Origin of the sequence: Roseomonas sp. HF4, from assembly GCF_005222755.1 — a bacterium.
Classification (GTDB): domain Bacteria; phylum Pseudomonadota; class Alphaproteobacteria; order Acetobacterales; family Acetobacteraceae; genus Neoroseomonas.
On sequence record NZ_STGD01000011.1, the window covers coordinates 71,545 to 95,217 of the forward strand.

Annotated in this window: 21 protein-coding genes; 10 read left to right on the plus strand and 11 right to left on the minus strand. The window is 71.2% G+C overall.

What is annotated here, in order from left to right; translation table 11 throughout:
* Nucleotides 1–117 precede the first annotated feature (117 nt).
* Nucleotides 118–1,479, minus strand: a complete 1,362-nt coding sequence (locus E8M80_RS16835; protein ID WP_137126878.1) for an ABC transporter substrate-binding protein — start codon at nucleotides 1,477–1,479, stop codon at nucleotides 118–120.
* Nucleotides 1,480–1,637: 158 nt separating this feature from the next.
* On the opposite strand from E8M80_RS16835, the gene E8M80_RS16840 reads away from it, so the two are divergent.
* The 9 genes from E8M80_RS16840 (at nucleotide 1,638) to urtE (ending at nucleotide 11,936) form a co-directional block, all read left to right on the plus strand.
* Nucleotides 1,638–2,759, plus strand: coding sequence for an FAD-binding oxidoreductase (locus tag E8M80_RS16840; RefSeq protein ID WP_137126879.1), 1,122 nt, complete (start codon nucleotides 1,638–1,640; stop codon nucleotides 2,757–2,759).
* Complete coding sequence (locus E8M80_RS16845; RefSeq protein ID WP_137126880.1) at nucleotides 2,756–3,736, plus strand: threonine/serine dehydratase; 981 nt, start codon at nucleotides 2,756–2,758, stop codon at nucleotides 3,734–3,736. Before E8M80_RS16840 ends, E8M80_RS16845 begins: the two co-directional genes overlap by 4 nt.
* 83 nt (nucleotides 3,737–3,819) lie before the next feature.
* Nucleotides 3,820–4,809, plus strand: coding sequence for a tripartite tricarboxylate transporter substrate binding protein (locus E8M80_RS16850; protein ID WP_170979464.1), 990 nt, complete (start codon nucleotides 3,820–3,822; stop codon nucleotides 4,807–4,809).
* Between the two features lie 3 nt (nucleotides 4,810–4,812).
* A complete protein-coding gene (locus tag E8M80_RS16855) occupies nucleotides 4,813–6,417 on the plus strand; it encodes a GMC family oxidoreductase (protein ID WP_137126882.1) in 1,605 nt (534 codons plus the stop codon).
* A 182-nt stretch (nucleotides 6,418–6,599) separates the two neighbouring features.
* Nucleotides 6,600–7,841, plus strand: coding sequence for an urea ABC transporter substrate-binding protein (gene urtA / locus E8M80_RS16860; protein WP_137126883.1), 1,242 nt, complete (start codon nucleotides 6,600–6,602; stop codon nucleotides 7,839–7,841).
* The gene (gene urtB, locus E8M80_RS16865) at nucleotides 7,841–9,406 is read left to right on the plus strand and encodes an urea ABC transporter permease subunit UrtB (RefSeq protein WP_137126884.1); all 1,566 of its coding nucleotides are present in this window, start codon (nucleotides 7,841–7,843) and stop codon (nucleotides 9,404–9,406) included. Before urtA ends, urtB begins: the two co-directional genes overlap by 1 nt.
* Complete coding sequence (gene urtC / locus E8M80_RS16870) at nucleotides 9,403–10,506, plus strand: urea ABC transporter permease subunit UrtC (RefSeq protein WP_170979465.1); 1,104 nt, start codon at nucleotides 9,403–9,405, stop codon at nucleotides 10,504–10,506. The genes urtB and urtC overlap by 4 nt, the downstream gene beginning before the upstream one ends.
* Nucleotides 10,503–11,240 carry an urea ABC transporter ATP-binding protein UrtD gene (urtD, locus tag E8M80_RS16875; protein WP_137126885.1) on the plus strand — a complete coding sequence of 246 codons (738 nt, stop codon included), beginning with the start codon at nucleotides 10,503–10,505 and terminating at the stop codon, nucleotides 11,238–11,240. The genes urtC and urtD overlap by 4 nt, the downstream gene beginning before the upstream one ends.
* Nucleotides 11,241–11,243: 3 nt before the next feature.
* On the plus strand, nucleotides 11,244–11,936 hold the full coding sequence (gene urtE, locus E8M80_RS16880) for an urea ABC transporter ATP-binding subunit UrtE (protein ID WP_137126886.1): 693 nt from the start codon (nucleotides 11,244–11,246) through the stop codon (nucleotides 11,934–11,936).
* A 141-nt stretch (nucleotides 11,937–12,077) separates the two neighbouring features.
* Here the strand turns inward: urtE and E8M80_RS16885 are convergent, their stop codons facing one another.
* The 9 genes from E8M80_RS16885 to E8M80_RS16925 form a co-directional block, all read right to left on the minus strand.
* Nucleotides 12,078–12,272, minus strand: coding sequence for a hypothetical protein (locus tag E8M80_RS16885; RefSeq protein ID WP_137126887.1), 195 nt, complete (start codon nucleotides 12,270–12,272; stop codon nucleotides 12,078–12,080).
* A 61-nt stretch (nucleotides 12,273–12,333) separates the two neighbouring features.
* Complete coding sequence (odhB, locus tag E8M80_RS16890; protein ID WP_137126888.1) at nucleotides 12,334–13,560, minus strand: 2-oxoglutarate dehydrogenase complex dihydrolipoyllysine-residue succinyltransferase; 1,227 nt, start codon at nucleotides 13,558–13,560, stop codon at nucleotides 12,334–12,336.
* 31 nt (nucleotides 13,561–13,591) lie between these two features.
* Nucleotides 13,592–16,462 (minus strand): 2-oxoglutarate dehydrogenase E1 component, encoded by a 2,871-nt coding sequence (locus tag E8M80_RS16895; protein WP_137126889.1) that lies wholly within the window; start codon nucleotides 16,460–16,462, stop codon nucleotides 13,592–13,594.
* 160 nt (nucleotides 16,463–16,622) lie between these two features.
* Nucleotides 16,623–17,519 (minus strand): succinate--CoA ligase subunit alpha, encoded by an 897-nt coding sequence (sucD, locus tag E8M80_RS16900; RefSeq protein ID WP_137126890.1) that lies wholly within the window; start codon nucleotides 17,517–17,519, stop codon nucleotides 16,623–16,625.
* Nucleotides 17,520–17,523: 4 nt separating this feature from the next.
* Nucleotides 17,524–18,744 (minus strand): ADP-forming succinate--CoA ligase subunit beta, encoded by a 1,221-nt coding sequence (sucC, locus tag E8M80_RS16905; RefSeq protein ID WP_137126891.1) that lies wholly within the window; start codon nucleotides 18,742–18,744, stop codon nucleotides 17,524–17,526.
* A 61-nt stretch (nucleotides 18,745–18,805) separates the two neighbouring features.
* Nucleotides 18,806–19,759: a malate dehydrogenase gene (gene mdh / locus E8M80_RS16910; RefSeq protein WP_137126892.1), complete on the minus strand. Its 954-nt coding sequence runs from the start codon at nucleotides 19,757–19,759 to the stop codon at nucleotides 18,806–18,808.
* Between the two features lie 124 nt (nucleotides 19,760–19,883).
* A complete protein-coding gene (locus E8M80_RS16915) occupies nucleotides 19,884–20,399 on the minus strand; it encodes a hypothetical protein (protein WP_137126893.1) in 516 nt (171 codons plus the stop codon).
* A gap of 131 nt (nucleotides 20,400–20,530) precedes the next feature.
* Entirely contained in the window at nucleotides 20,531–21,739 is a 1,209-nt protein-coding gene (gene zapE, locus E8M80_RS16920) for a cell division protein ZapE (protein WP_240790083.1), read from the minus strand.
* 93 nt (nucleotides 21,740–21,832) lie between these two features.
* Nucleotides 21,833–22,072 (minus strand): hypothetical protein, encoded by a 240-nt coding sequence (locus tag E8M80_RS16925; RefSeq protein ID WP_137126894.1) that lies wholly within the window; start codon nucleotides 22,070–22,072, stop codon nucleotides 21,833–21,835.
* 136 nt (nucleotides 22,073–22,208) lie between these two features.
* Here E8M80_RS16925 and E8M80_RS16930 point away from each other — a divergent pair, with 136 nt between their 5' ends.
* Nucleotides 22,209–22,976 (plus strand): sulfite exporter TauE/SafE family protein, encoded by a 768-nt coding sequence (locus E8M80_RS16930; protein WP_137126895.1) that lies wholly within the window; start codon nucleotides 22,209–22,211, stop codon nucleotides 22,974–22,976.
* Here E8M80_RS16930 and E8M80_RS16935 read toward each other — a convergent pair.
* Complete coding sequence (locus tag E8M80_RS16935; RefSeq protein ID WP_170979466.1) at nucleotides 22,963–23,649, minus strand: RraA family protein; 687 nt, start codon at nucleotides 23,647–23,649, stop codon at nucleotides 22,963–22,965. The genes E8M80_RS16930 and E8M80_RS16935 overlap by 14 nt on opposite strands.
* Between the last annotated feature and the right edge of the window lie 24 nt (nucleotides 23,650–23,673).

The following is a 23,673-nucleotide window of genomic DNA, read 5'->3' on the forward strand; positions in this document are numbered from 1 at the left end:
CTGACGCCCGATGCATCGCTCACGGCCAGACTGCCGTCGGCTGCCATGCTGCTCTCCCTTGTCGTTGCAGGCCGGGCGGACGGCGCGATGCCATCCGCCCGCACCCGGTCCCTGGCGTCAGCCGCCGCGGCGGATGTTGGTCAGTTCCCGCTCGAGCCAGGCCAGCGACTGGTCGATCGTCTCGCCGCCCTGAACCACGCGCGCGACGACCTTGGTGTTCAGCGCCTGCTGATAGGCCTGCACCGCGAACTCGGCCGGTGCGGGCGCCATGGCGATGCTGGTCTGCGCATTGTGGTGCGGCTTCTGCGGATAGTTGAACACGGTGCCGACCGGCGGGCCTTCAGTGGCCCAGACCGGGAAGTCGTTCATGCTCAGGAACGGCGGGATGTCGTAGCCGTTCGACGTCGTGGTCTGCTTCTCGGCGCTGGTGCGCTCCGACAGGAACTCGAGCAGCCCCTTGGCCGCGGGCTTCTGCCGGCTGAACGACCAGATGCCCCAGAAATATGGCAGGTACGGCGTGAAGCGGCCCTCCGGCCCGGCCGGCACCGGCACGGTCCAGCAATTCGCCGCGACCTGCGGCGCATCGCGCTTCGCCACCGCCCAGGCGGAGGGCGGGTTGAAGATCATCGCCGAGCGGCCCGAGATCAGCGCCCGGTTGTTCGAGGCGTCGTCCCAGGCCCAGACGTCGTTGGGCAGAAAGCGCGACAGCCGCACCAGGTATTCAACCGCAGTGCGCAGCTTCGCGTTGCCGCGCACGGTGGGGTTGCCCCGCGCATCCATCATGAAGGCGCCGTAGGACGCCATCAGCGCGCCGACCAGGTCGACCGCGTCCGTGAAGGATCCCATCGGGATGCCGAAGGGGAAGCCCGCGGCGTGGCACTTCTCCGCCGCCGTCAGGAAGGTGTCCCAGGTCCAGGTGTCGGCGCCGGGGCCGCGTTCGTTGCGCGCCGGCCACATGGCGCGGATGTCGATCCCGGCATGCTGCTGGAACAGGTCGAAGCGGACACAGGCGGGCTTCATCTGCGTGCCGGAGACGGCGGGAATCGCCACCCACTTGCCGCGGATCTTGCCGAGGTATTCGGCGGCCGGCGTCACCGCGCCGTACTTCTGGATCAGCCGGCCCATAACGTCGTCGACGGGTTCCAGCAGTTCCGCCTTCGCGGCGGGCTCCCAGGTCGGGAAGGACAGCAGGTCGTGGCCCGACCGGCTCTGCGCCTGCGCCGCGATGGTCAGCAGGTTCTGGTTGCCGACCGAGGTGATGAAGTCGATGTTCACCTCGACACGGTTGCGCGTGCCCCATTCGGCGCAGAGTTCGCGCAGCGCGCCGTTGCCGGCCGGCACCCAGTGGTCCCAGAAGCCGCAGCGGATCGTGCCGCCGGTCCCCTGGGCGTGAACCATCGGCGCCCCGACCGCCGTCGCCGCCAGTACGCCAGCCCCGTTGCGCAGCGCATTGCGCCGGGTGATCCCGTTCTTGGACATGCTTTCCCTTCCGTTCTCTCCCCGGGGCGGGCCTCAATGACGGGCCCGCTCGTCGGTGACGCTCAGGTTAGGCGCGGAAAATCATGCATTGCAACCGTCCCCGGCCCGAAATTGCCGACACTTGCCCGCAGCGGCACCCCGGCGCAGGCTTGCATCCCATGGAACACCACGCCTTCGACGCCATCGTCATCGGCGCCGGAATCGCCGGCGCGACGGCTGCCGCGCACCTCTCCGCCACCCGCCGCGTCGCGCTGCTCGAGGCCGAGGAGACCGCCGGGTACCACGCCACGGGCCGCTCCGCCGCCATCTGGATCCGCAACTACGGCAGCCCCGACGCGCGCATCTTCACCGCGGCCTCGCGCGGCTTCTTCGAGGCGCCGCCGCCGGGCTTCGCCGATGCACCCCTGATGCGCGCGCGGCCCGTTGTCCACCTGGCGCCGGCGGACCAGGTGGCGGACCTCCGTGCCATGATCGCCGAGGGCGCCGACATGCGCGAGATCCCGCTGGACCGGGTGCGCGCCATGGTGCCGGCCCTCCGCCCCGGCTACGCGGCGTTGGCGGCGATCGAGGCCGATTGCTTCGACATCGACGTCGCCGCCATGCACCAGGGTTTCCTCCGCCAGGCGCGCGCGGCCGGCGGCGCGCTGGCGCTGCGAAGCCGCGCCGGGCGGATCTGGCGCCAGGGCGGCGCCTGGCATGCGGAAACGGCATCGGGCGCGGTCTTCTCGGCGCCCGTCGTCGTGAACGCGGCCGGCGCCTGGGGCGACGAGGTGGCGCGGATCGCAGGCCTCGCGCCCATCGGCCTGCAGCCGAAGCGCCGGACCGCCTGCATCATCGACCCGGGCGCGCATGACTGCGCGGACTGGCCGCTGCTCGGCGATGCCGGCCATTCCTGGTACGTGCGCGCTGAGGCGCGGCGCAAGCTGATGGTGAGCCCCGCCGACGAGACCGACAGCGACCCCTGCGACGCGCAGCCCGACGAGTTCGACGTCGCCGTCGCCGTGGACCGGATGCAGCAGGCGCTCGAAATCCCGGTCTCGCGCATCGAGCATCGCTGGGCCGGGCTGCGCAGCTTCACGCCCGACCGCGGCCTCGCGATCGGCGTAGGCACCGAGAAGGGGTTCTTCTGGATGGTCGGGCAGGGCGGCTACGGGATGCAGACGGCGCCGGCGGCCGGGCGGTTGCTGGCCGCGCTCGTCGCCGGCCAGGATCCCGGGGACCTGGCCGCCGCCGTGCCGCTCTGCGACCCGCTGCGCTTCGCGCGGAAGGCCGCGGCATGACCGCGCCGCTGCCAGGCTTCGAGCAGGTCCGCGCCGCCGCCGCCCGGCTCGCCGGCCGGATCGTCCATACGCCCCTGTTGCGCCACCGGCTGCTCGACCAGATCACGGGCGCGACGGTGGTGGTGAAGCCCGAGCCGCTGCAGCGCACCGGGTCCTTCAAGCTGCGCGGCGCGACCAACGCCGCCCTGCTGCTGCCGCCCGAGGCGCGGCGCGGCGGCATCGTGACGCATTCCTCGGGCAATCACGGCCAGGCCTGCGCGGCGGCGGCGCACATGCTCGGCATGGCGGCGACCATCGCAATGCCGTCCGACGCGCCCGCCATCAAGGTCGAGGCGACGCGCCGCTGGGGCGCCGAGATCGTGACCTTCGACCGCCACGGCGTGGACCGCGACGCGCTGGCCGAGACGCTGGCCGCCGAGCGCGGCGCGACGCTCATCCCGCCCTTCGACCACCCGGACGTGATCGCGGGGCAGGGGACCGCGGCGCTCGAGCTGCTGGAGGATGCCGGCGCGCTCGGCCTGGTGCCGGACGCCTTCGCGGTCTGCACGGGCGGCGGGGGCCTGACCGCGGGCTGCGTCCTGGCGCTCGAGGCGCTGGCGCCCAAGGCCGAGGTCTTCGCCGTCGAGCCCGAGGGCTGGGACGACACGCGGCGGTCCCTCGAAGCCGGGCGGCGCGTCGCCAACGAGGCGCCGGGCAGCGGCCTCTGCGACGCGCTGCTCGCGAAGCAGCCGGGCGCGCTGACCTTCGCGATCAACCACCGGCATTTGGCAGGCGGCGTCGTCGTCACGGAAGCGGAGATCTTCCGCGCCATGCGCTTCGCGTTCGAGCACCTCAAGATCGTGGCGGAACCCGGCGGTGCCGTGGCGCTCGCGGCCGTGCTCGCGGGCAAGGTCGCAGCGAAGGGCGGCGTGATCGGCGTCGTGGTCAGCGGCGGCAACGTCGACCCGGCGGTCTTCGCGCGGGCCCTGGCGGCCTGACCGCGCGACGGCCCTTGCGCGCCGCCGCGGCCGCGGCACACTCGGCCGGCAGAAGAATGAAACCGAGGGGGAACCACGTCCAGATGCTCCGACGCAACCTGCTTGCCAGCGCCTTCGTGCTCGCCGCCCCCGCGGTGCGCGCGCAGGGCTTCCCGTCCCGCGCGATCACGCTGGTCAGCGGCTATGCGCCCGGCGGCTCGACAGACATCTCGGCCCGCCTGGTGGGCGAGCGCATGCAGGGCTTCCTCGGCCCCGATGCGCGCGTGGTGGTCGAGAACCGGCCGGGCGCGGCCGGGCGCGTCGCCTCCGACTGGCTGCGGCGCCAACCGGCCGACGGCTATATCCTGATGCTGACCGAAAGCTCCTCCCACGCGCTGCTGCCGCATGCAGTGCGGCGCGGCACGCCATACAACCCGGTCGAGGACTTCACGCAGGTCGCGATGGTCTGCACGACGCCCTACGTGCTGATCACGCGGCCCGACTTCCCGGCCCGCACGGCGCAGGAGATGGTCGCGCGGCTGCGCACCGCCGAGCCGGAATCGCTGCCCTTCGCGACATCCGGCGTTGCCAACGCGACGCATTTCGCCGCCGAGCTGCTGGTCAACCAGCTCGGTCGCGGCGGGCGCTTCCCGAACGTGCCCTACCGCTCGGGCGGGCTGATGGTCGAGAGCATCGCGCGCGGCGAGACCGGCTGGGGCACCGCCGCGCTCGCCTCGGCCGCGGCGCAGATCCAGGGCGGGCGCATCCGCGGCATCGCCGTGACCTCGGCCGAGCGCTCCGTCTCCTTCCCCGATATCCCGACGCTGGCCGAAAGCGGCGTCGCCGGCTTCGACCTGGTGAACTGGTACGCCATCATCGGTCCGCCCAACATGCCGCGCGAGGTGACGGCGCGGCTGAACCGCGCCATCCGCGACGCCCTGGCCGACGCGCAGCTGCGCGACCGCTTCAAGACCGCCGCGCTCGACCCCTGGCCCGGCGACAACACGCCCGAGGCGGCGCGCGCCTACTTCGTCGCCGAGCAGGGCCGCTGGCGCGACTACGTCAACCGCACCAACCTGCGGCTCGAGGAATAGAGGATGGAGCAGGCGGCCGATGTCGTCGTGGTCGGCGGCGGCTCGGCCGGCTGTATCGTCGCGGCGCGGCTGAGCGAGGACCCGTCCTGCCGCGTGCTCCTGCTTGAGGCCGGGCCGCCCGACCGCGACATCTGGATCTCGCTGCCGGCGGGCTACGCCAAGCTCTACGGCAGCGGCAAGTACGACTGGCGCTACGAGACCGAGCCGGAGCCCAACCTCGACGGCCGGCGCATCCACTGGCCGCGCGGCAAGGTGCTGGGCGGGTCGGGCAGCGTGAACGGGCTCGTCTACCTGCGCGGCTCCCCGCACGACTACGACCGTTGGGCTCAGGCGGGCGCGCGCGGCTGGTCCTACGAGGAGGTTGCGCCGGTCTTCCGCCGCATCGAGACCTGGGACGGCCCGCCCGACCCGGCACGCGGCGACGCCGGCGCGATCCATGTGCGGGAACCGCGGCGCCTCGCCCCCGCCGCCGCCGCCTTCGTCGAGGCCTGCGTCGCAGCCGGGCTTCCGCGCAACGCCGACTGGAACAATGGCCGGCCGATCGACGGCGCCGGCCCCGTGCAGCTCAACGTCAACGGCGGCCGGCGCTCCTCCACGGCGCGGGAATACCTCCGCCCCGCCATGGCGCGCGGTAACCTTCGCGTCGAGACCGGCGTGCTGGCGACGCGAATCGTCGTGCAGGACGGCCGCGCCGTGGCGGTCGAGGCGCTGCAGGGGGGGCAACCCGTGACCTTCCGCGCGGCACGCGAGGTCGTCTGCTCGGCCGGCGCGATCGAGACGCCGAAGCTGCTGATGCTGTCCGGCATCGGCGACGGCGCGGCGCTGCAGGCGCTCGGCATTCCCGTGGCGCACCACAGCCCGGGCGTCGGGCGCAACCTGCAGGACCACCTGATCGCGAAGTGCATCTACCGCGCGCGCCCCTGCGGCACGCTGAACGAGATCATGCTCTCGCCGTTGAAGAAGGCGCGCATCGGGCTCGACTACCTGCTCTCCCGCACCGGGCCGCTCGCGATCGGGGCGGGGGAGGCGAATGCCTTCGCGCGCGTCACGCCGGGCGCCGAGGAGGCGGAGGTGCAGTTCCTGTTCGTGAACTTCTCGACCTTCGACTACGCCGCCGGCCTGCACGACTTCCCGGGCTTCATGGTGAATTACGGCGTCTGCCGGCCGGACAGCCGCGGGGAGGTGTCGCTCGCCTCCCCCGACGTGCGGGACAAGCCGCGCATCCGCGCCAACTACCTCGACCACCCGAACGACGTGCGCGTCATGCTCGGCGCGGCGCATCTCGCGCGGCGCATCGCGGCCGAGACGCCGCTCGCCTCCTTGATCGAGGAGGAACTGCGCCCCGGACCAGCCGCGACGGAGGACGAGGCCGTGCTGGCGAATATCCGCGCCACGGCGGGCACGGTGTTCCACCCCTGCGGCACGGCGCGGATGGGCACGGACCCGAGGGCCGTGCTCGACCCCGAGCTGCGCCTGCGCGGCGTGGCGGGGCTCCGGGTCGCGGATGCCTCGGCCTTCCCGCTGATCCCCTCGCCCAACATCCAGCCGGCAGTGATGCTGGTGGCGGAACGCGCGGCAGGCTTCATCCGGACGACTGCCCGCGCCTGAGGCGAGTGGCGAACCCAGTACCACCGACTGCCCGCGAACGAGGCAGGCCGTGGCTCGGCATGGCGCGCCCTGCGCGCGATACCGCATCGACGGACGCTGGCACGGAATTCGCTCCGCTTTTTCAGCCGGACCCGCCGCGCGCCCCGATCCGGTCGCGCGAGCCCCAGCGAGGAGGCTGCCCGATGACCCTTTCCACCTTCACCCGGCGCGCGGCGCTGGCCGGCCTCGGCGGCGCGCTGACGCTGCCCGCCATCCGCCCGTCCCTCGCGCAGGCAGCGCCGATCAAGGTCGGCGTGCTGCATTCGCTCTCCGGCACCATGGCGATCAGCGAGACCGCGCTGCGCGACACCGTCCTCATGATGACGAACTGGATCAACGGCCGCGGCGGGCTGCTCGGCCGGCGGGTCGAGGCGGTGGTGGTCGACCCGGCGTCGAACTGGCCACTGTTTGCCGAGAAGGCGCGCGAGCTGCTGCAGGTGGCGCGCGTGGACGTCACCTTCGGCTGCTGGACCAGCGTGTCCCGCAAATCTGTGCTGCCGGTCTTCGAGGAGCTGAACGGCATGCTCTTCTACCCCGTCCAGTACGAGGGCGAGGAGGAAAGCCGCAACATCTTCTATACCGGCGCCGCGCCGAACCAGCAGGCGATCCCGGCGGTCGAGTACCTGATGGGCGCCGATGGCGGGGAGGCCAAGCGCATCGCGCTGCTCGGCACGGACTACGTATATCCGCGCACCACCAACCGCATCCTGCGCGCCTTCCTCAATTCGAAGGGCATCAGCGATGCCGACATCATGGAGGAATACACCCCCTTCGGACATTCCGACTGGCAGGGGATCGTGGCGCGGGTGAAGCGCTTCGCCGGCGAGGGCAAGCGCACCGCGATCGTCTCGACCATCAACGGGGACGCCAACGTCCCCTTCTACCGCGAGCTCGGCAATCAGGGGATCAAGGCCGAGGACATCCCCTCCGTTGCCTTCTCCGTCGGCGAGGAGGAACTGGCCGGCATCGACACCCGTCCCCTGGTCGGCCACCTGGCGGCCTGGAACTACTTCATGTCCGTGCAGTCGCCGGTGAACACCGACTTCCTGAACATGTGGCGGGCCTACATCAACAACCCGCGCCGCGTGACGAACGACCCGATGGAGGCGACGCTGGTCGGCTTCAAGATGTGGACGCAGGCAGTGGCGCAGGCCGGCACCACGGCGGTCGATGCCGTGCGCACCGCGATGTATGGCCAGAAGGTGGACGCCCCCAGCGGCTACACGCTGGAGATGCACCGCAACCACCACCTGTCCAAGCCGGTCATGATCGGCGAGGTGCAGGCCAACGGCCAGTTCAACATCGTCTGGAAGACGCCGAACGCCATCCAGGCCGAGAACTGGTCGCCCTTCATCCCGGAGAACGCGAACCGCCGCCGCGGGTGATGCCGCGGCTTCTCGTCCTGCTGCTGCTCCTGCTCGCGCCGCTCCAGGCACGCGGGCAGGAGGCATTCGAGGCGTTGCTGCCGGGCCTCGCCGGCGGCTTCGCGCAGCAGGCGCAGACCGTCGAGCGGCTCGGCACGCTGGGTGACCCGCGTGCCGCGGCCGTTCTCCGCGCGCTGTCGGACGGCCGGCTGCTGAAGCGCCCGGACGGAACGCTGCTGCTGCGGGACGGCGAACGCGTGACCGAGTTCCCGGGTGGTGCCGCGGCCGATGCGGCGGGCGCCGAGCCCGTCCGCATCAACAACCGCGTGCGGGCGGCGCTGCGTGGCGCGCTCGGGCGGCTGTCCCTGCTCTCGCCCGATGCGGCCGAGCGCATGGCGGCCGCGGAAGCGGTCTTCCGCAGCCGTGCGGCCGAGAACATCCCGCTGCTGGAGGCGGCGCTGGCGCGCGAGAGCGTCGCCGCCATCCGCGCGCGGATGGAATTGGCGCTTGCCGCGTCGCGCCTGGCGGCCGGCCAGGATGACGCCAAGCGTGCCGCCATATCCGCACTCGGCGCCTCCAGTTCGACGGAGGCGCGGGCCGTATTGCTGGAGGCGCGCGCGGGCAATCCGGCGCTCGGCGCGGAGATCGAGGCGGCGGTCGCGGCGATCGACCGTCGGCTCGAGATCCGCCGCGCGGCCGAGACGCTGTTCCAGGGGCTCTCGCTCGGCTCGGTGCTGCTGCTGGCCGCGCTCGGGCTCGCCGTCACCTTCGGCGTGATGGGCGTGATCAACATGGCGCATGGCGAGTTCGTGATGCTCGGCGCCTACACGACCTTCGTGATGCAGGAGGCGCTGCGCGACATCCCGGCGCTGGCGCCCTGGTCGCTGCCGCTGGCGGTGCCGGCCGCCTTCCTGGTCGCGGCCGCTTGTGGTGCGGCGATGGAACGCGGGCTGATCCGCCACCTGTACGGCCGGCCTTTGGAGACGCTGCTGCTGACCTTCGGCGTCGGCATGATGATCCAGCAGGCGGTGCGCCTCGGCTTCGGGGCGCAGAACCGGGAGGTGACCAGCCCGCCCTGGATGCAGGGGACGCTGGAATTGCCCTTCGGCGTCATGGTCACGCAGAACCGGCTCTGGATCCTGGTCTTCTCGCTCGTCGTGCTGCTGCTGACGGTCGCGGCCATCCGCCTCACGCGCTTCGGGCTCGAGATGCGGGCGGTGACGCAGAACCGGCGCATCGCCTCGGCCATGGGCATCCGCACGGGGCGCGTCGATGCGCTGACCTTCGCCTTCGGCTCGGGCATCGCCGGCATCGCGGGCGTGGCGCTCAGCCAGATCGACAATGTCAGCCCCAACCTCGGCACCAGCTACATCATCGACAGCTTCATGGTGGTGGTGTTCGGCGGCGTGGGGTCGCTGGCGGGCACGCTGGTCGGCGCCATGACGCTCGGCGTCGTGAACAAGGTGCTGGAGCCCTATGCCGGCGTGGTGCTGGCCAAGGTGTTCGTGCTGGTCGCGATCATGCTGTTCATCCAGCGGCGCCCGCGCGGGCTGTTCGCCCTCAAGGGCCGGGCGGCGGAACAGTGAGCGCGACCCTCGCCGATCCTGCCGACTCGCGCGCGCGGCTCGGCTTCCGCGCGGGGCTGGCGGGCGCGGTGCTGCTGCTCGCCGCCCTGCCGGCGCTGAACACCTTGCCGGCCGACCACGCGCTGCACGTGTCGGACTTCATCGTCTCGGTCACGGGCAAATGGATCTGCTACGCGATCCTGGCGCTCTCGCTCGACCTGGCCTGGGGCTATGCGGGCATCCTCTCGCTCGGCCACGGGGCATTCTTCGCGCTCGGCGGCTATGCGATGGGGATGCACCTGATGCGGCTGATCGGGCCGCGCGGTGCCTATGGACATCCTGTGCTGCCCGACTTCATGGTCTTCCTCGGCTACACGGACCTGCCCTGGTTCTGGCGCGGCTTCGAGCATTTTCCCTACGCCATGCTGATGGTGCTGCTGGTGCCGGGCGCGCTGGCGCTGGTGGTGGGATTCCTGGCGTTCCGCAGCCGCATCACCGGCGTCTATCTCTCGATCCTGACGCAGGCGATGACCTACGCTCTGATGCTGGCCTTCTTCCGCAACGACATGGGCTTCGGCGGCAACAACGGCTTCACGGATTTCAAGGAACTGCTCGGCATGCCGCTCGGCACGCCGGGGGCGCGGGCGGCGCTGTTCTATGCCTCCCTCATCGCGCTGGTCGCGTCCTTCCTGGTCTGCTCGGCGCTGACGCGCACCAAGTACGGGCGCGTGCTGACCGCGATCCGCGACGCCGAGAGCCGCGCGCGCTTCCTCGGCTACGACACGACGCGGCACAAGCTGTTCGCCTTCGTGCTGTCCGCCATGCTGGCGGGCCTTGCCGGCGCGCTCTACGTGCCGCAGGTCGGCATCATCAACCCGGGCGAGTTCAGCCCCGGCAACTCGATCGAGGCGGTGATCTGGGTCGCGGTCGGCGGGCGCGGCACGCTGGTCGGCGCGGTGCTCGGCGCCTTCTCGGTCAATGCGCTCAAGACCTGGCTGACCTCGGCCGCGCCGGACCTCTGGCTGTTCGTCCTGGGCGGACTGTTCGTTGCGGTCACGCTGCTGCTGCCGCGCGGGTTGATCGGGTTGTTCGGCGGCCGCCGGAAGGGGCGCGACGCATGAAGGGTCGGGCGCTCTACCTCGACGGCGTCTCGGTCGTCTTCGACGGGTTCCGGGCCCTGAACAACCTGTCGCTGATCGTCGAACCCGGGGAGCTGCGCGCCGTGATCGGCCCGAACGGCGCGGGCAAGACGACGATGATGGATGTCATCACCGGCAAGACGCGCCCGACCGCGGGCACCGTGCGCTTCGGGGAGACCGACCTGACGCGGATGGACGAGGCCTCGATCGCGACGCTCGGCATCGGGCGCAAGTTCCAGAAGCCGACGGTGTTCGACGACCTGACGGTGTTCGAGAATGTCGAGCTCGCGCTCAAGGCACCGCGCGGGCCGATCGCCTGCATCCGCTGGCATCTCTCGGGCGAGGCCGCCGACCGGATCGGTCAGGTCATAGCCGAGGTCGGGCTGACCGACCGCGCGCACGACCCGGCCGGCATCCTCTCCCACGGCCAGCGGCAGTGGCTCGAGATCGCCATGCTGCTGGCGCAGGACCCCGAATTGCTGCTGGTCGACGAGCCGGTCGCCGGCATGACCGATGCCGAGACCGAGCACACCGCGGCGATGCTCGTGTCGATCGCCGGCACGCGCAGCGTGGTGGTGGTGGAGCACGACCTCGAATTCGTGCGCGCGCTCGGCCGGCGCGTGACGGTGCTGCACGAGGGCTCCGTGCTGTCCGAGGGCTCGATCGACCACGTGCAGAACGACCCGCGCGTGATCGAGGTCTATCTGGGGCGCTGAGCAATGCTGGATGTCCGCGCCATCGACCTGTCCTACGGCGCCAGCCTCTGCCTGCGCGGCGTGTCGCTCGGGGTCGAGGCCGGCCGCGTCACCTGCGTGCTCGGCCGCAACGGGGTCGGCAAGTCGTCGCTGCTGCGCGCCGTCATGGGGTTGGAGCGCATCGGTGCCGGCAGCATCATGTGGGAGGGGCGCGACATCAGCCGGCTTGGCCCGGCGGAACGTGCGCGCGCGGGCATTGGCTACGTGCCGCAGGGGCGGGAGATCTTTCCCTTCCTGACGGTGCAGGAAAACCTCGAGACGGCGCTCGCGGCCGCGCCGCGCGGCTCGAGCGTGGACCAGGAGGTGTTCGACCTGTTCCCCGTGCTGCGCGACTTCCTGCGCCGGCGCGGCGGCGACCTCTCGGGCGGGCAGCAGCAGCAACTGGCCATCGCGCGGGCGCTCTGCGCGCGCCCGCGCCTGCTGATTCTCGACGAGCCGACCGAAGGCATCCAGCCCAATGTCATCAAGGACATCGGCCGCGTCATCGCGCACCTGGCGAAGGACCGCGGCATGGGCGTGCTGCTGGTCGAGCAGTATTACGAATTCGCCCGCGGCCTGGCGGACCACATCGCGATCATGGTGCGCGGCGAGGTGGCGCTCGCCGGCGCGCCGGGCACGCTGGACGAGGAGGCCGTCCGCCGTCTGCTGACGGTCTGATACGGCCGCCACTATCGCCGGACATATCTGCGCGCAGGGTCGGTGTGGCGGCTGCGCGCGAAATCAAACCCATACCGGCGGCCGCCCGACCGCTTCACGCATCAACGCGTGCGGTCGCTGGCATGACGGCGCGCGCGGCCGTCACTTCCTGGCCGGGATCCCGAGTTCCGCCTCGATCTCGCGGATCCGCGCCTGCAGCGTGGTCCGCATCGCCGGCGAGGCGTGCGGCTTCAGCCCCGCCAGCGTGTCCTTGAGTTCCCTGAGCAGTTTCTCCTTCTCCGCGCGGCTGCGCTGGATCGGGCGTGCGTCGGAGAACTGGCCTTCCCGGCTTCGCATGAAAATCCCCTTCTTGCTTGGGCCCGGGCCTGGCTGCTCGGGCCGTGGCTGCGCGGCCGCGTCAGATGTCGAGCATCAGGCGGCGCGGGTCCTCGATGCTTTCCTTCACCCGCACAAGGAAGGATACGGCTTCCTTCCCGTCGACGATCCGGTGGTCGTAGGACAGCGCAATATACATCATCGGGCGGATCTCCACCTTGCCGCCCACGGCCATCGGCCGGTCCTGGATCTTGTGCATGCCGAGGATGCCCGATTGCGGGGGATTCAGGATCGGCGTCGACATCAGTGAGCCGTAGATGCCGCCATTGGTGATGGTGAAGGACCCGCCGGCGAGTTCGTCGAGCTTCAGCGCGCCGTCGCGGGCCTTCTTGCCGAAGGCGCCGATGGTCTTCTCGATCTCGGCGAAGGACATCGCATCGGCGTCGCGCACCACCGGGACCACCAGGCCCGAAGGCCCGCCGACCGCGATGCCCATATGCACGAAGTTCTTGTAGACGATCTCGTCGCCGTCGATCTCGGCGTTGACCGCGGGGAATTCCTTCAGCGCGGCCACGCAGGCCTTCACGAAGAAGGACATGAAGCCGAGCTTCACGCCGTGCTTCTTCTCGAACGCATCCTTGTACTCGGCGCGCAGCGCCATCGCCGCGCCCATGTCCACCTCGTTGAAGGTGGTGAGCATGGCGGCGGTGTTCTGCGCCTCCTTCAGCCGGCGCGCGATGGTGGCGCGGAGCCGCGTCATCTTCACGCGCTCCTCGCCTTCAGCCGGCGCGCGGGCGGGCTTCGGCGCGGCGGCGGCGGGCGCCGCGGCCGGGCGGGCGAGGAAGTCCTGTACGTCGCCCTTGGTGATGCGCCCGTCCTTGCCGGTGCCCGCGCCGATCGCGGCGGCGGAGGCGCCGGTCTCGGCCATCAGCTTCGCCGCGGCGGGCATCGGCGCATGCGTGCCCGGCACGGCGACGGGGCCGGAGACGGCGCGCGGCGTCTCCGTCTTGCGTCCAGCGGGGGCAGCGGCGGGCTGCGGCGCCTCGGCGGCCTTGGGCGCCGCGGCGGCGGCCGCGCCGGCGGCGATCGAGCCGAGCACGGTGCCGGGCGCGACCTCGGCGCCCTCGGCCGCGGCGATCGCCTCAAGCACGCCGGCGGCGGGCGCGTTGACCTCCACCGTCACCTTGTCGGTCTCGAGCTCGACCAGCGGCTCGTCGGCGGCGACAGCCTCCCCGGCCTTCTTGAGCCAGCGGGCGACGGTGGCGGAGGAGACGCTCTCGCCGAGCGTCGGAACCAGGATGTCGGTCATGTCTGCGGTCCGTTGATGGCCGTGGCGCGCCTCAGAGCCCGAGGGCCGCGCGCACCAGGGCGTCCTGCTGCTGCTGGTGGATCTTGGCGAGGCCCGTGGCCGGGCTCGCGGCTTCCTCGCGCCCCACGAAGACGGGGCGCTTCGCCTTGATGTCGAGCGTGCCGAGGACAGCCTCGATCCGCCGGTCCATGAAGGTCCATGCACCCATGTTCTCGGGCTCCTCCTGGCACCAGACCACCTCGGCGCCGCGATAGGGCGCCAGCGCCTTGGCCAGGCTGTTCCTCGGGAAGGGGTACATCTGCTCGACGCGCACGATGGCGACGTCGTCGATGCCCTTCTCCCGGCGTTCGGTCAGCAGGTCGTAGTAGACCTTGCCGGTGCAGAGCACGACGCGCCGGACCTTCTCCTCGGGCGCGATCGCGTCGGTCTCGGGGATGACATACCGGAAGGCGCTGCCGGGGCCGAAATCGGACAGGCTGCTGACGGCCAGCTTGTGGCGCAGCAGCGACTTCGGCGTCATCAGCACCAGCGGCTTGCGGTAGTTCGCCTTCATCTGCCGGCGGAGCGCATGGAAGTAGTTGGCCGGCGTGGTGAAGTTGCACACGCGCATGTTCCGCTCGGCGCACATCTGCAGGTAGCGCTCGAGCCGGGCGGAGGAATGCTCCGGCCCCTGCCCCTCGTAGCCGTGCGGCAGCAGCATCACGAGGCCCGACATGCGCAGCCACTTCGTCTCACCGGACGCGATGAACTGGTCGATGATGACCTGCGCGCCGTTCGCGAAGTCGCCGAACTGGCCTTCCCACAGCACCAGCGTGTGCGGGTCGGCCAGCGTGTAGCCGTAGTCGTAGCCAAGCACGCCGAACTCCGCGAGCAGGGAGTTGAACGCCTCGAACCGCGCCTGGCCGTCGCGGATATTGTTCAGCGGGACGTATTCCGCCTGGGTCTGCTGGTCGATCAGGTAGGCGTGGCGGTGGCTGAATGTGCCGCGCTGCACGTCCTCCCCCGACAGGCGCACGCGGTGGCCTTCCAGCAGCAGGGTGCCGAAGGCCAGCGCCTCCCCGGTCGCCCAGTCGATCCCCTCCCCGGCGTCGACCGCCTGCTTCTTGGCCTCGAGCTGGCGGGCGATCTTGGGGTTGACGGCGAAGTCGTCGGGCACGTTGCTCAGCGCGGCGCCGACCTCGCGCAGCGTGTCGAGCGGCACGGCGGTGTCGTGCAGCTTCTCGACCTCCTCGCCCGCGGTGGCCGACTTCAGGCCGGACCAGTGGCCTTCGAGCCAGTCCGCCTTGTTCGGGCGGAAGGACTGCGCGGCCTGGAAGGCGTCCTCGAGGCGGGCGTTGAAGGCGTCCAGCACGGCCTTCGACTCCTCGGCCGGGATGCTGCCCTCCCGCGCCAGCTTCTCGGCATAGAGGGTGCGGGTCGTCCGCATCTCGCGGATGCGGTTGTACATGATGGGCTGGGTGAAGGCCGGCTCGTCGCCCTCGTTGTGGCCGTGGCGGCGGTAGCAGACGATGTCGAGCACGATGTCGGCGCCGAAGGTCATGCGGAATTCGGCCGCCATGCGGGCGCAGAACACGACCGCCTCGGGATCGTCGCCGTTCACGTGCAGGATCGGCGCCTGGATCGCCTTCGCCACGTCGGTGCAATAGAGGCCGGAATAGGCATGCGCCGCGACGGTCGTGAAGCCGATCTGGTTGTTGGTGATGATGTGGATGGTGCCGCCGGTGCGGTAGCCGATCAGCTGGCTCATCGCGAGCGTCTCGTAGACCACGCCCTGGCCGGCGAAGGCGGCGTCGCCGTGCAGCAGGATGCCCATGACCGACCGGCGCGTCTTGGTGTCGCCCGCCATGTCCTGGCGCGCCCGCACCTTGCCGACCACGACCGGGTCCACGGCTTCCAAGTGCGACGGGTTCGGCTGCAGCGACAGGTGCACCATGTGCCCGGCGATCTCGACGTCGGTCGAGGTGCCGAGGTGGTACTTCACGTCGCCCGAGCCCTGAACGTCGTCGGGGTTGGCGCCGACGCCCTTGAACTCCGAGAAGACCTGGACGTAGGGCTTCTTGACCACGTTCACGAGGACGTTGAGCCGCCCGCGATGGGCCATGCCGATCGCGATCTCCTTCACGCCTTCCTTCGCGGCGGTCTCGATCACGGTCTCGAGCGCGGGGATGGTGCTCTCGCCGCCCTCAAGGCCGAAGCGCTTGGTGCCGACGAACTTGCGCGCGCAGAAGCTCTCGAAGCCCTCGGCCTCGGTCAGCTCGTTGAGGATGCGCTTCTTGGCCTCCACGTCGAAAGCCGTGAGCCAGGGCGCGCCTTCGATCCGCCGCTGGATCCAGGATTTCTGGTCGGGATCCTGGATGTGCATGAACTCGACGCCGATCGGCCCGCAATAGGAGGCGCGGCAGATCGCGATGATCTCGCGCAGCGTCGCCGTCTCCTTGCCGAGCACGAAGTCGAGGAAGATCGGCCGGTCGAGGTCCGCTTCCGTGAAGCCGTAGGATTTCGGGTCGAGCTCGGGATGCGGCTTCGGCTGCGTCAGGCCGAGCGGGTCGAGCTGCGCCTCGAGATGCCCGCGCACGCGGTAGGACCGGATGAGCATCAGCGCGCGGATCGAATCCAGCACGGCGCGGCGCGTCGCCTCGGGGTCGGCGGCGGCGCCGGGCTTGGCCGGCTTCGGTGCGGGTTTCTCGGGCTCGGGCCCGAAGGCACCGCGGATGCGCGGGGCCCAGGAGGCGCCGGTCGCGTCCGTCAGCACCGCCCGCGCCTCGTCGTTCAGCGCGGCGAAGAGCTCCGCCATCGAAGGGTCGACGCTGTCCGGCTTCTCGGCCCAGCGGGCGTAAAGGTCCGCGAGATACGCGGCATTCGCGCCGGTCATCGCGGTCGCGAGGACGTCTACTCCGGCCATCGTTCTTCTCCGTGCCGGCGGTCCGGCCGCCGGGTCACTCTTCCTCAGTCTTGATGCGGGTCGCCGCCGCAACCGGGGCAGGATGCGGCGGGGCTGGTTACCATAGACCTTGTGGCGGCGCCGTGGCAGGCCTTTCGGCTACGCGGCGCGCCCGGGCGGGTCAGCCCTTCAGCGCCTTCACCATGGTCGAGCCGAGCGCCGCCGGGCTGTCCGCCACATGGATCCCGGCCGAGCGCATGGCGTCCATCTTGGCCTCGGCCGTGTCCTTGCCGCCCGAGATCACGGCGCCGGCATGTCCCATCCGCCGCCCCGGGGGGGCGGTCGCGCCGGCGATGAAGCCGACCACGGGCTTGTTCGGCTTCCCCGGGCCGAAATTCTCGGCCTTGAGGTATTCCGCCGCGCGGATCTCGGACTGGCCGCCGATCTCGCCGATCATCACGATCGACTTGGTCTCGTCGTCCTTCAGGAAAAGCTCAAGGACATCGATGAAGTCTATCCCCTTCACCGGGTCGCCGCCGATGCCGACGCAGGAGGACTGTCCGAGCCCCGCGGCGGAGGTCTGCGCCACCGCCTCGTAGGTCAGCGTGCCGGAGCGTGACACCACGCCGACCGAGCCGCGCTTGTGGATGTGGCCCGGCATGATGCCGATCTTGCATTCGTCCGGCGTGATCACGCCCGGGCAGTTCGGCCCGACCAGGATCGACTTCGAGCCGGTGAGCGCGCGCTTGACCTTCACCATGTCGAGCACCGGGATGCCCTCGGTGATGCAGATGATGAGCGGCAGCTCGGCGTCGATCGCTTCCAGGATCGCATCGGCCGCGAAGGGCGCGGGGACGTAGATGACGGAGGCGTTGGCCTGCGTCCGCGCCACGCACTCGGCCACCGTGTCGAAGACCGGCAGGTTGAGCTCCGGGTGCATCGTGCCGCCCTTGCCGGGCGTCGTGCCGCCGACATAGGTCGAGCCGTAGGCGATGCCCTGACTGGCGTGGAAGGTGCCCTGGGCGCCGGTGAAGCCCTGGGTCATGACGCGGGTGTTCTTGTCGACGAGAACGGCCATGGCGTCAGGCTCCCTTGGTCGCGCCGGAGACGCGCGCTTCATTCACCGCCGCGACAACCTTCTGGGCCGCGTCGGCGAGGTTGTCGGCGGGGATGATGGCAAGGCCGCTCTCGGCCAGGATCTTCTTGCCGAGCTCGACGTTCGTGCCCTCGAGGCGCACCACCAGCGGCACCTTCAGGGACAGGTTCTTGCTGGCCACGACGATGCCCTCGGCGATCATGTCGCACTTGGCGATGCCGCCGAAGATGTTCACCAGGATGGCCTTTACGTTGGCATCCGAGGTGATGATCCGGAACGCCTCGGTCACGCGCGCCGCGTTCGCGGTGCCGCCCACATCGAGGAAGTTGGCGGGCGAGGAGCCATACAGCTTGATGATGTCCATCGTCGCCATGGCGAGGCCCGCGCCGTTCACCATGCAGCCGATCTCGCCGTCCAGCGCGACGTAGTTCAGGTCGTTCCTGATGGCGTCCAGTTCCTTCGGATCCATCTCGCTGTCGTCGCGCAGCGCCTCGAGGTCCTTGTGGCGGAACAGCGCGCTGTCGTCGAAGGACACCTTGGCGTCGAGCGCCACGATCTCGCCCGCGCCGGTCACGACCAGCGGGTTGATCTCGACGATGCCGCAGTCGAGCTCGTTGAAGGCGCCATACAGCGCGGTCACGAACTTCGAGAAGGAGCCCACCTGCTTGCCCGTCAGCCCGAGCCCGAAGGCGAGCTTCCGCGCGTGGAAGCCCGAAATGCCCGAGGCCGGGTCCACCGTGACCTTCAGGATGCGCTCGGGGTGGTTCTCGGCCACCTCCTCGATCTCCATGCCGCCCTCGGTGGACGCCATGATGGTGAGGCGGGAGGTGTCGCGGTCGATCAGCAGGCCAAGGTAGAGCTCGCGCGCGATGTCGCAGCCGTCCTCGACATAGACGCGGGAGACGAGCTTGCCGGCCTCGCCGGTCTGCTTGGTCACCAGCGTCTTGCCGATCATGGCGTCGGCCGCCGCCTTCACGTCCTCGAGCGACTTCACGACGCGCACGCCGCCCTTGCCGTTCGGGTCTTCCTTGAAGCGGCCCGCGCCGCGGCCGCCGGCATGGATCTGCGACTTCACGACATAGACGGGGCCGGGCAGCTGCTTCGCCGCGGCGACCGCTTCCTCGGGCGTCCAGGCCACATGGCCATCGAGGACGGCCACGCCGTAGCGGCGCAGCAGTTCCTTCGCCTGGTATTCGTGGATGTTCATGCCGGATTCCCCTCGGGGCTGACAGGAAAAGGGCCCGGCGTCGCCGCCGGGCCCGGGTGGGTCAGCCCACCAGCTTCTTGGAGGCGTCGATCAGTTCGCGCACCGCACCGCAGGACTTGTCGAAGGCAGCCTTCTCGGCCGCGTTCAGCTCGATCTCGACGATCCGCTCGACGCCGCCGGCGCCGATCACGACCGGCACGCCGACATAGAGGTCCTTCACGCCGTACTGGCCGGTCAGCCAGGCGGCGCAGGGCAGGACGCGCTTCTTGTCCTTGAGGAAGCTCTCGGCCATCGCGATCGCGCTGGCGGCCGGTGCGTAGAAGGCCGAGCCCTTCTCGAGCAGCTTCACGATCTCGCCGCCGCCATTCGCGGTCCGCGCCACGATCGCGTCGACCTTCTCCTGCGTCGTCCAGCTCATCTTCACGAGGTCGGGCACCGGGATGCCGGCCACGGTCGAATAGCGCGTCAGCGGAACCATGGTGTCGCCATGGCCGCCCAGCACGAAGGCGGTCACGTCCTCGACGGACACGTTGAATTCCTGGGCCAGGAAAAGCCGGAAGCGGCTGCTGTCCAGCACGCCCGCCATGCCGACCACCTTGTTCGCCGGCAGGCCCGACTTCTCGCGGAACACCCACACCATGGCGTCAAGCGGATTGGTGATGACGATGACGAAGGCGTTCGGGCAATGCTGCTTCACGCCCTCGGCCACCTGGGCGATGACGCCGGCGTTCTTGGACACCAGGTCGTCGCGGCTCATGCCCGGCATGCGCGGGAAGCCGGCAGTGATGATGACGACGTCCGAGCCCGCGATTGCGGCGTAGTCGCCGCTGCCGGCCATGGCACTGTCGAAGCCGTCGACCGGGCCCGACTGCATGATGTCGAGCGCCTTGCCCGCGGCGACGCCCGGGAAGACGTCGAACATCACCACGTCGCCGAGTTCCTTCAGGCCGATCAGGTGGGCCAGCGTGCCACCGATGTTGCCGGCGCCGATCAGCGCGATCTTCTTGCGGGCCATGGGCTTCCTCGAAGGTATGTGCAGTGCGAAAAGCGCCGCTACCTACCGCGCGGGCCGGCCTCGGGCAAGGCGCCGCCCGGCCCTGCCTGGTCGGCGCCGGGCCGGCCGGCCGGGAGGCCCGCCGTCAGAGCGGCATGCAGCGCACGATGTCGGAGTGGCCGCGCGCCAGCGTCGCCATGGTGCCGACCGGGCAGGACCGCGCCTGCTCGTTGGTCGGCGGCTCGAGGCCGGCCTGCCAGGAGACCGGCCGACGCTGCGTCGCGCAGTTGCGCCCGCGGCAGGTCGCGCCTGCCGTCTGCCGCGCACCGCTGCGGGCGGTTGCGTTGCGCGTCCCGCGGGCGTCGCCCGCCGCCGCCTGCCGGGACGTGCGGGCGGGCGCGGCCGACTGGCGGGTCGGCGTGCCGCGCGTGGCACTGCCGCGGCGCTGGGACGTTGTCGCCGCCTCGCGGGACGACCGTCCGGAGGCGCGGGCGTCCTGCCGCGGCGCGGCGGTGCGCCGGGTGGCCGAGGCGCGGCTCGCCTGCTGTCCGGCGCTCCGTCCCTGCGCCTGGGTCTGGTCGGATCGTGTCCGCGCCTCTGCGGCGGGGATGTTCCAGGCCAGGGTTGCCAGGGCGATCAGGACAGCCGCCAGAACACGCATGCGGAGCACCTCTCGAATCGTTGCGCCATGTTGCAAAGCCGCGGCACCCTAGAGGGGCGGGGCCGCCGGGGAAAGCCCGAAACCTCTGCCGGGCGAGTATGGCGATCCCGTGGCAGGCGGGCCGGCACGGGTCAGGTCAGATGCGGCAAGGCCAGGTAATCCTGGCTCTGCATCTCCACGAGACGCGACGCGGTACGTTCGAACATCGCGGCGTTCTCGCCCCGTTCGTACAGGCGGTCGGGATGGTCCTCGGCGCTCGCGACCAGCTTGCAGCGATGCTCGTACAGGGCATCGACCAGCGTGATGAAGCGCCGCGCCTTGTCGAAATTCTCGGGGCCGAGGCGCGGGATGCCATCCAGAACCAGCGTGTGGAAATGCGTCGCCACGGCCAGGTAGTCGGCGGGACCGAGCGCCCGGCCGCAGATCTCGTCGAAGCCGAAGCGGGCGACGCCGCGCGCCGCCTGCGGCACCTCGACCGCGCGGCCGAGCAGCGTGAGCTTCGTGGCGCCCGCCGGCGTGTCGCCCGTCAGTTCCGCGAAGGCGGCGTCGAGGGCGCGTTCCGCCCGCCCGTCCGGGGGCACGTGCCAGGTCGGCAGGCCGCGGATGCGTTCCCGGCGGTAGTCGCGCGCCGACTCCAGCACCAGCACCTCGATCCGCGACTGGATCAACTCGATGAAGGGCAGGAAGGCGTCGCGCCCCGGCTTGCCCCGGAACAGGTCGTTCGGGGCGGTGTTGGAGGTCGCGACCACGACCACGCCGCGGGCGAACAACGCCTCGAACAGGCGGCCGAGGATCATGGCATCGGTGATGTCGTGGACCTGGAACTCATCGAAACACAGCAGCGCGGCCTCGGCCACGATCGAATCCGCCAGCGGCGGGATGGGGTCGTGGTCGTGCACGTCGCGCGGCGCCGGCGCATCGGCGTCGCGCATCTTCCAGGCATGGATGCGCCGGTGCGCCTGCTGCATGAATTGGTGGAAGTGCAGGCGCTTCTTGCGGGTCACCTGCGCGCTGGCGAAGAACAGGTCCATCAGCATGGACTTCCCGCGCCCGACCTCGCCCACGAGATAGAGGCCCATCGGCGTTCCCGCGGGCGCCTCCTCGACCGCCTTGCGGCGGAAGAAGCGGGACAGGAAGCCGCCGGTGTCCGGCGGTTCGGTACTGGGGTCGTAGCCGCGTGTCCGGCGCCAGAGGTCCTGCAGCTTCTCGGCCGCCAGTTCCTGCGCCGGGTCGGCGGTGATGCGCCCGGCCGCCACCAGCGCGCGCAGTGCCGGCAGCGGGCCTTCAGGATGGGAGACGGAGGAGGGTGGACCCGGCATCGCGTCCGGCGGGGCGTTCATGGCAGGCAGGCGTCAGGGTGTTTTCCGCTTCGGCGGATACGGCACCGGCGTCGGGTGAGGGTGCGGGCCGGTGCCGATCATGCGGAACACGCTCTAGCCCGTGCCCGGGCGCGCGGCAACCGCGCCGGGCGGCCAATCCCGCTGCGCGAGGTAAGGCGCAAGCGCCGCGATCCCGGCGTCGGAACGGCCGAAGACCGCGCCGTTCATCAGCGAATCGGCCCCGACGCGCGTGCCGTCGCGATACCCGACCATGACCGCGGCCAGCACTTCCACCAGCTGCCCGGCCAGGCGCGGCACTTGGTCGCGCCCCTCGTAGCCGGGCCGGTGACACACGCCGCAATGCGCCCGCCCGCCAGTGCACGACAAGCCGCGGGACCGGCCTCGAAGGACAGCCCGGCGTCCCTTGCAAGCACGGGTTGCGGGCGCGGCCCTGGACGCCGCCCTGGCGGCGGCGGAGTCTGGCCGCCGGATGGATCTCCTGCTCGGCCACCTGCCCGCCATGGGCGCGATCCTCGGCATCGCAGCCGCCGCGGTGCTGGGCGGGCTGTCGCGCGGGTTCTCCGGATTCGGCGCCGCGCTGGTCTTCGTGCCCCTGGCCTCGGCCGCCGTGGGGCCCAAGGCGGCGGTGCCGGTGCTGGCGCTGCTCGAAAGCGTCTCCTGCCTAGCGTTCCTGCCCGGCGCCTGGCCCCGCGCGGCGCGGCGGGAGGTCGCGATCATGGCGGCGGCCGCGATCTGCGCCGTGCCGGTGGGCGCCATCATCCTGGCCCTGACCGACCCGGTCGCGCTGCGCTGGGCGCTGGCCGGCCTCGTGCTCCTGGCGGTGGCGGTTCTGGCCTCCGGCTGGCGCTACAGGGGGCCCGATTCGGTGTCGGCGGTGCTCGGCGTCGGCGCGGCCGGCGGCCTCATGAGCGGCACAGCGATGCTGGGTGGCATCGCGCCGGCGGTGTGGTGGTTCGGCCGCTCGGCCGCCGCGGCGACGATGCGGGCGAACATGAACCTCTATTTCGCCATCCTGACCGTCGCGGTGGTGGCGGCCTATGCCTGGAGCGGGCTGTTCGGATGGGAGACGGCCTGGCTCGCGCTGGCCGCCGGGCCGTCCTACGCGGCGGGGCTCTGGGGTGGCACCGCCCTGTTCGGCCTGGCGAGCGAACGGGTCTTCCGCCGCGCCGGCTACGCGCTGATCCTGGCCGCCGCCGTTCTCGGCCTGCCGCTATGGGATCCGCTCACGGGCCGATGACGCGCGCGGCGGCGACGACGGCCCGGATGCGGTCGGTGGCGGTCGCGCCGGCCGCGACGGCAGCCACGGCCTTTGCCTCGGCCGCCCGCACGGCGGCGAGGCGCTCAAGCACCTCCTCCGCGCGGTCGAGCGGCACGACCACCACGCCGTCGGCGTCGCCCACGATGATGTCGCCCGGCCTGACGTGCTGGCCGCCCAGCGTGACCGGCGCCCCCACCACCCCCGGGCCGTTCGCGGCCGGGGAGGCCGGCATGATGCCCGCGGCGAAGACCGGCAGGCCGGCCGCGACGATGCCCGCGCGGTCGCGCGCCTGCCCGTCGGTCACGAAGGCGGCCACGCCCTTGTTCTTCATCATCCCGGCCACGAGGTCGCCGACCACTGCGGTCGCGGCATAGCCGTCGTTCGCGGCGACGATCACGTCGCCCGGCTCGGCCTCGGCCAGCGCGCCGTAGACGCCGACGATGTCGGCCGGATAGGCGAGGGCGGTCAAGGCCGGCCCGCAGAAGACGGCATTGTCCGGGTCCATCGGCTTGATGCGGTGGTCGAGCGCGCCGCGCCCGTCCATGGCGTCCGCGAGGTGTGACGTCTGCGCGCCGCGGAACGCGGCGATCAGCGCCGCGTCCGGGCGCCGGTGGCCGCGATGGATGGTCAGCAGCGGCGGGTTGTCGAGCATGGCGCTTCCCCTTGGTTCGGGTGG

Excerpts from the sequence above, each read along its gene's own strand:
- E8M80_RS16915 (WP_137126893.1), bottom strand. The coding sequence starts at position 20,399 with ATGCGTGTTCTGGCGGCTGTCCTGATCGCCCTGGCAACCCTGGCCTGG.
- urtD (WP_137126885.1), top strand. The coding sequence starts at position 10,503 with ATGAAGGGTCGGGCGCTCTACCTCGACGGCGTCTCGGTCGTCTTCGAC.
- mdh (WP_137126892.1), bottom strand. The coding sequence starts at position 19,759 with ATGGCCCGCAAGAAGATCGCGCTGATCGGCGCCGGCAACATCGGTGGC.
- sucD (WP_137126890.1), bottom strand. The coding sequence starts at position 17,519 with ATGGCCGTTCTCGTCGACAAGAACACCCGCGTCATGACCCAGGGCTTC.
- zapE (WP_240790083.1), bottom strand. The coding sequence starts at position 21,739 with ATGAACGCCCCGCCGGACGCGATGCCGGGTCCACCCTCCTCCGTCTCC.
- odhB (WP_137126888.1), bottom strand. The coding sequence starts at position 13,560 with ATGACCGACATCCTGGTTCCGACGCTCGGCGAGAGCGTCTCCTCCGCC.
- E8M80_RS16850 (WP_170979464.1), top strand. The coding sequence starts at position 3,820 with ATGCTCCGACGCAACCTGCTTGCCAGCGCCTTCGTGCTCGCCGCCCCC.
- E8M80_RS16855 (WP_137126882.1), top strand. The coding sequence starts at position 4,813 with ATGGAGCAGGCGGCCGATGTCGTCGTGGTCGGCGGCGGCTCGGCCGGC.
- sucC (WP_137126891.1), bottom strand. The coding sequence starts at position 18,744 with ATGAACATCCACGAATACCAGGCGAAGGAACTGCTGCGCCGCTACGGC.
- urtE (WP_137126886.1), top strand. The coding sequence starts at position 11,244 with ATGCTGGATGTCCGCGCCATCGACCTGTCCTACGGCGCCAGCCTCTGC.
- E8M80_RS16840 (WP_137126879.1), top strand. The coding sequence starts at position 1,638 with ATGGAACACCACGCCTTCGACGCCATCGTCATCGGCGCCGGAATCGCC.
- urtA (WP_137126883.1), top strand. The coding sequence starts at position 6,600 with ATGACCCTTTCCACCTTCACCCGGCGCGCGGCGCTGGCCGGCCTCGGC.
- E8M80_RS16845 (WP_137126880.1), top strand. The coding sequence starts at position 2,756 with ATGACCGCGCCGCTGCCAGGCTTCGAGCAGGTCCGCGCCGCCGCCGCC.
- E8M80_RS16885 (WP_137126887.1), bottom strand. The coding sequence starts at position 12,272 with ATGCGAAGCCGGGAAGGCCAGTTCTCCGACGCACGCCCGATCCAGCGC.
- E8M80_RS16895 (WP_137126889.1), bottom strand. The coding sequence starts at position 16,462 with ATGGCCGGAGTAGACGTCCTCGCGACCGCGATGACCGGCGCGAATGCC.
- E8M80_RS16835 (WP_137126878.1), bottom strand. The coding sequence starts at position 1,479 with ATGTCCAAGAACGGGATCACCCGGCGCAATGCGCTGCGCAACGGGGCT.
- E8M80_RS16935 (WP_170979466.1), bottom strand. The coding sequence starts at position 23,649 with ATGCTCGACAACCCGCCGCTGCTGACCATCCATCGCGGCCACCGGCGC.
- E8M80_RS16930 (WP_137126895.1), top strand. The coding sequence starts at position 22,209 with ATGGATCTCCTGCTCGGCCACCTGCCCGCCATGGGCGCGATCCTCGGC.
- urtB (WP_137126884.1), top strand. The coding sequence starts at position 7,841 with ATGCCGCGGCTTCTCGTCCTGCTGCTGCTCCTGCTCGCGCCGCTCCAG.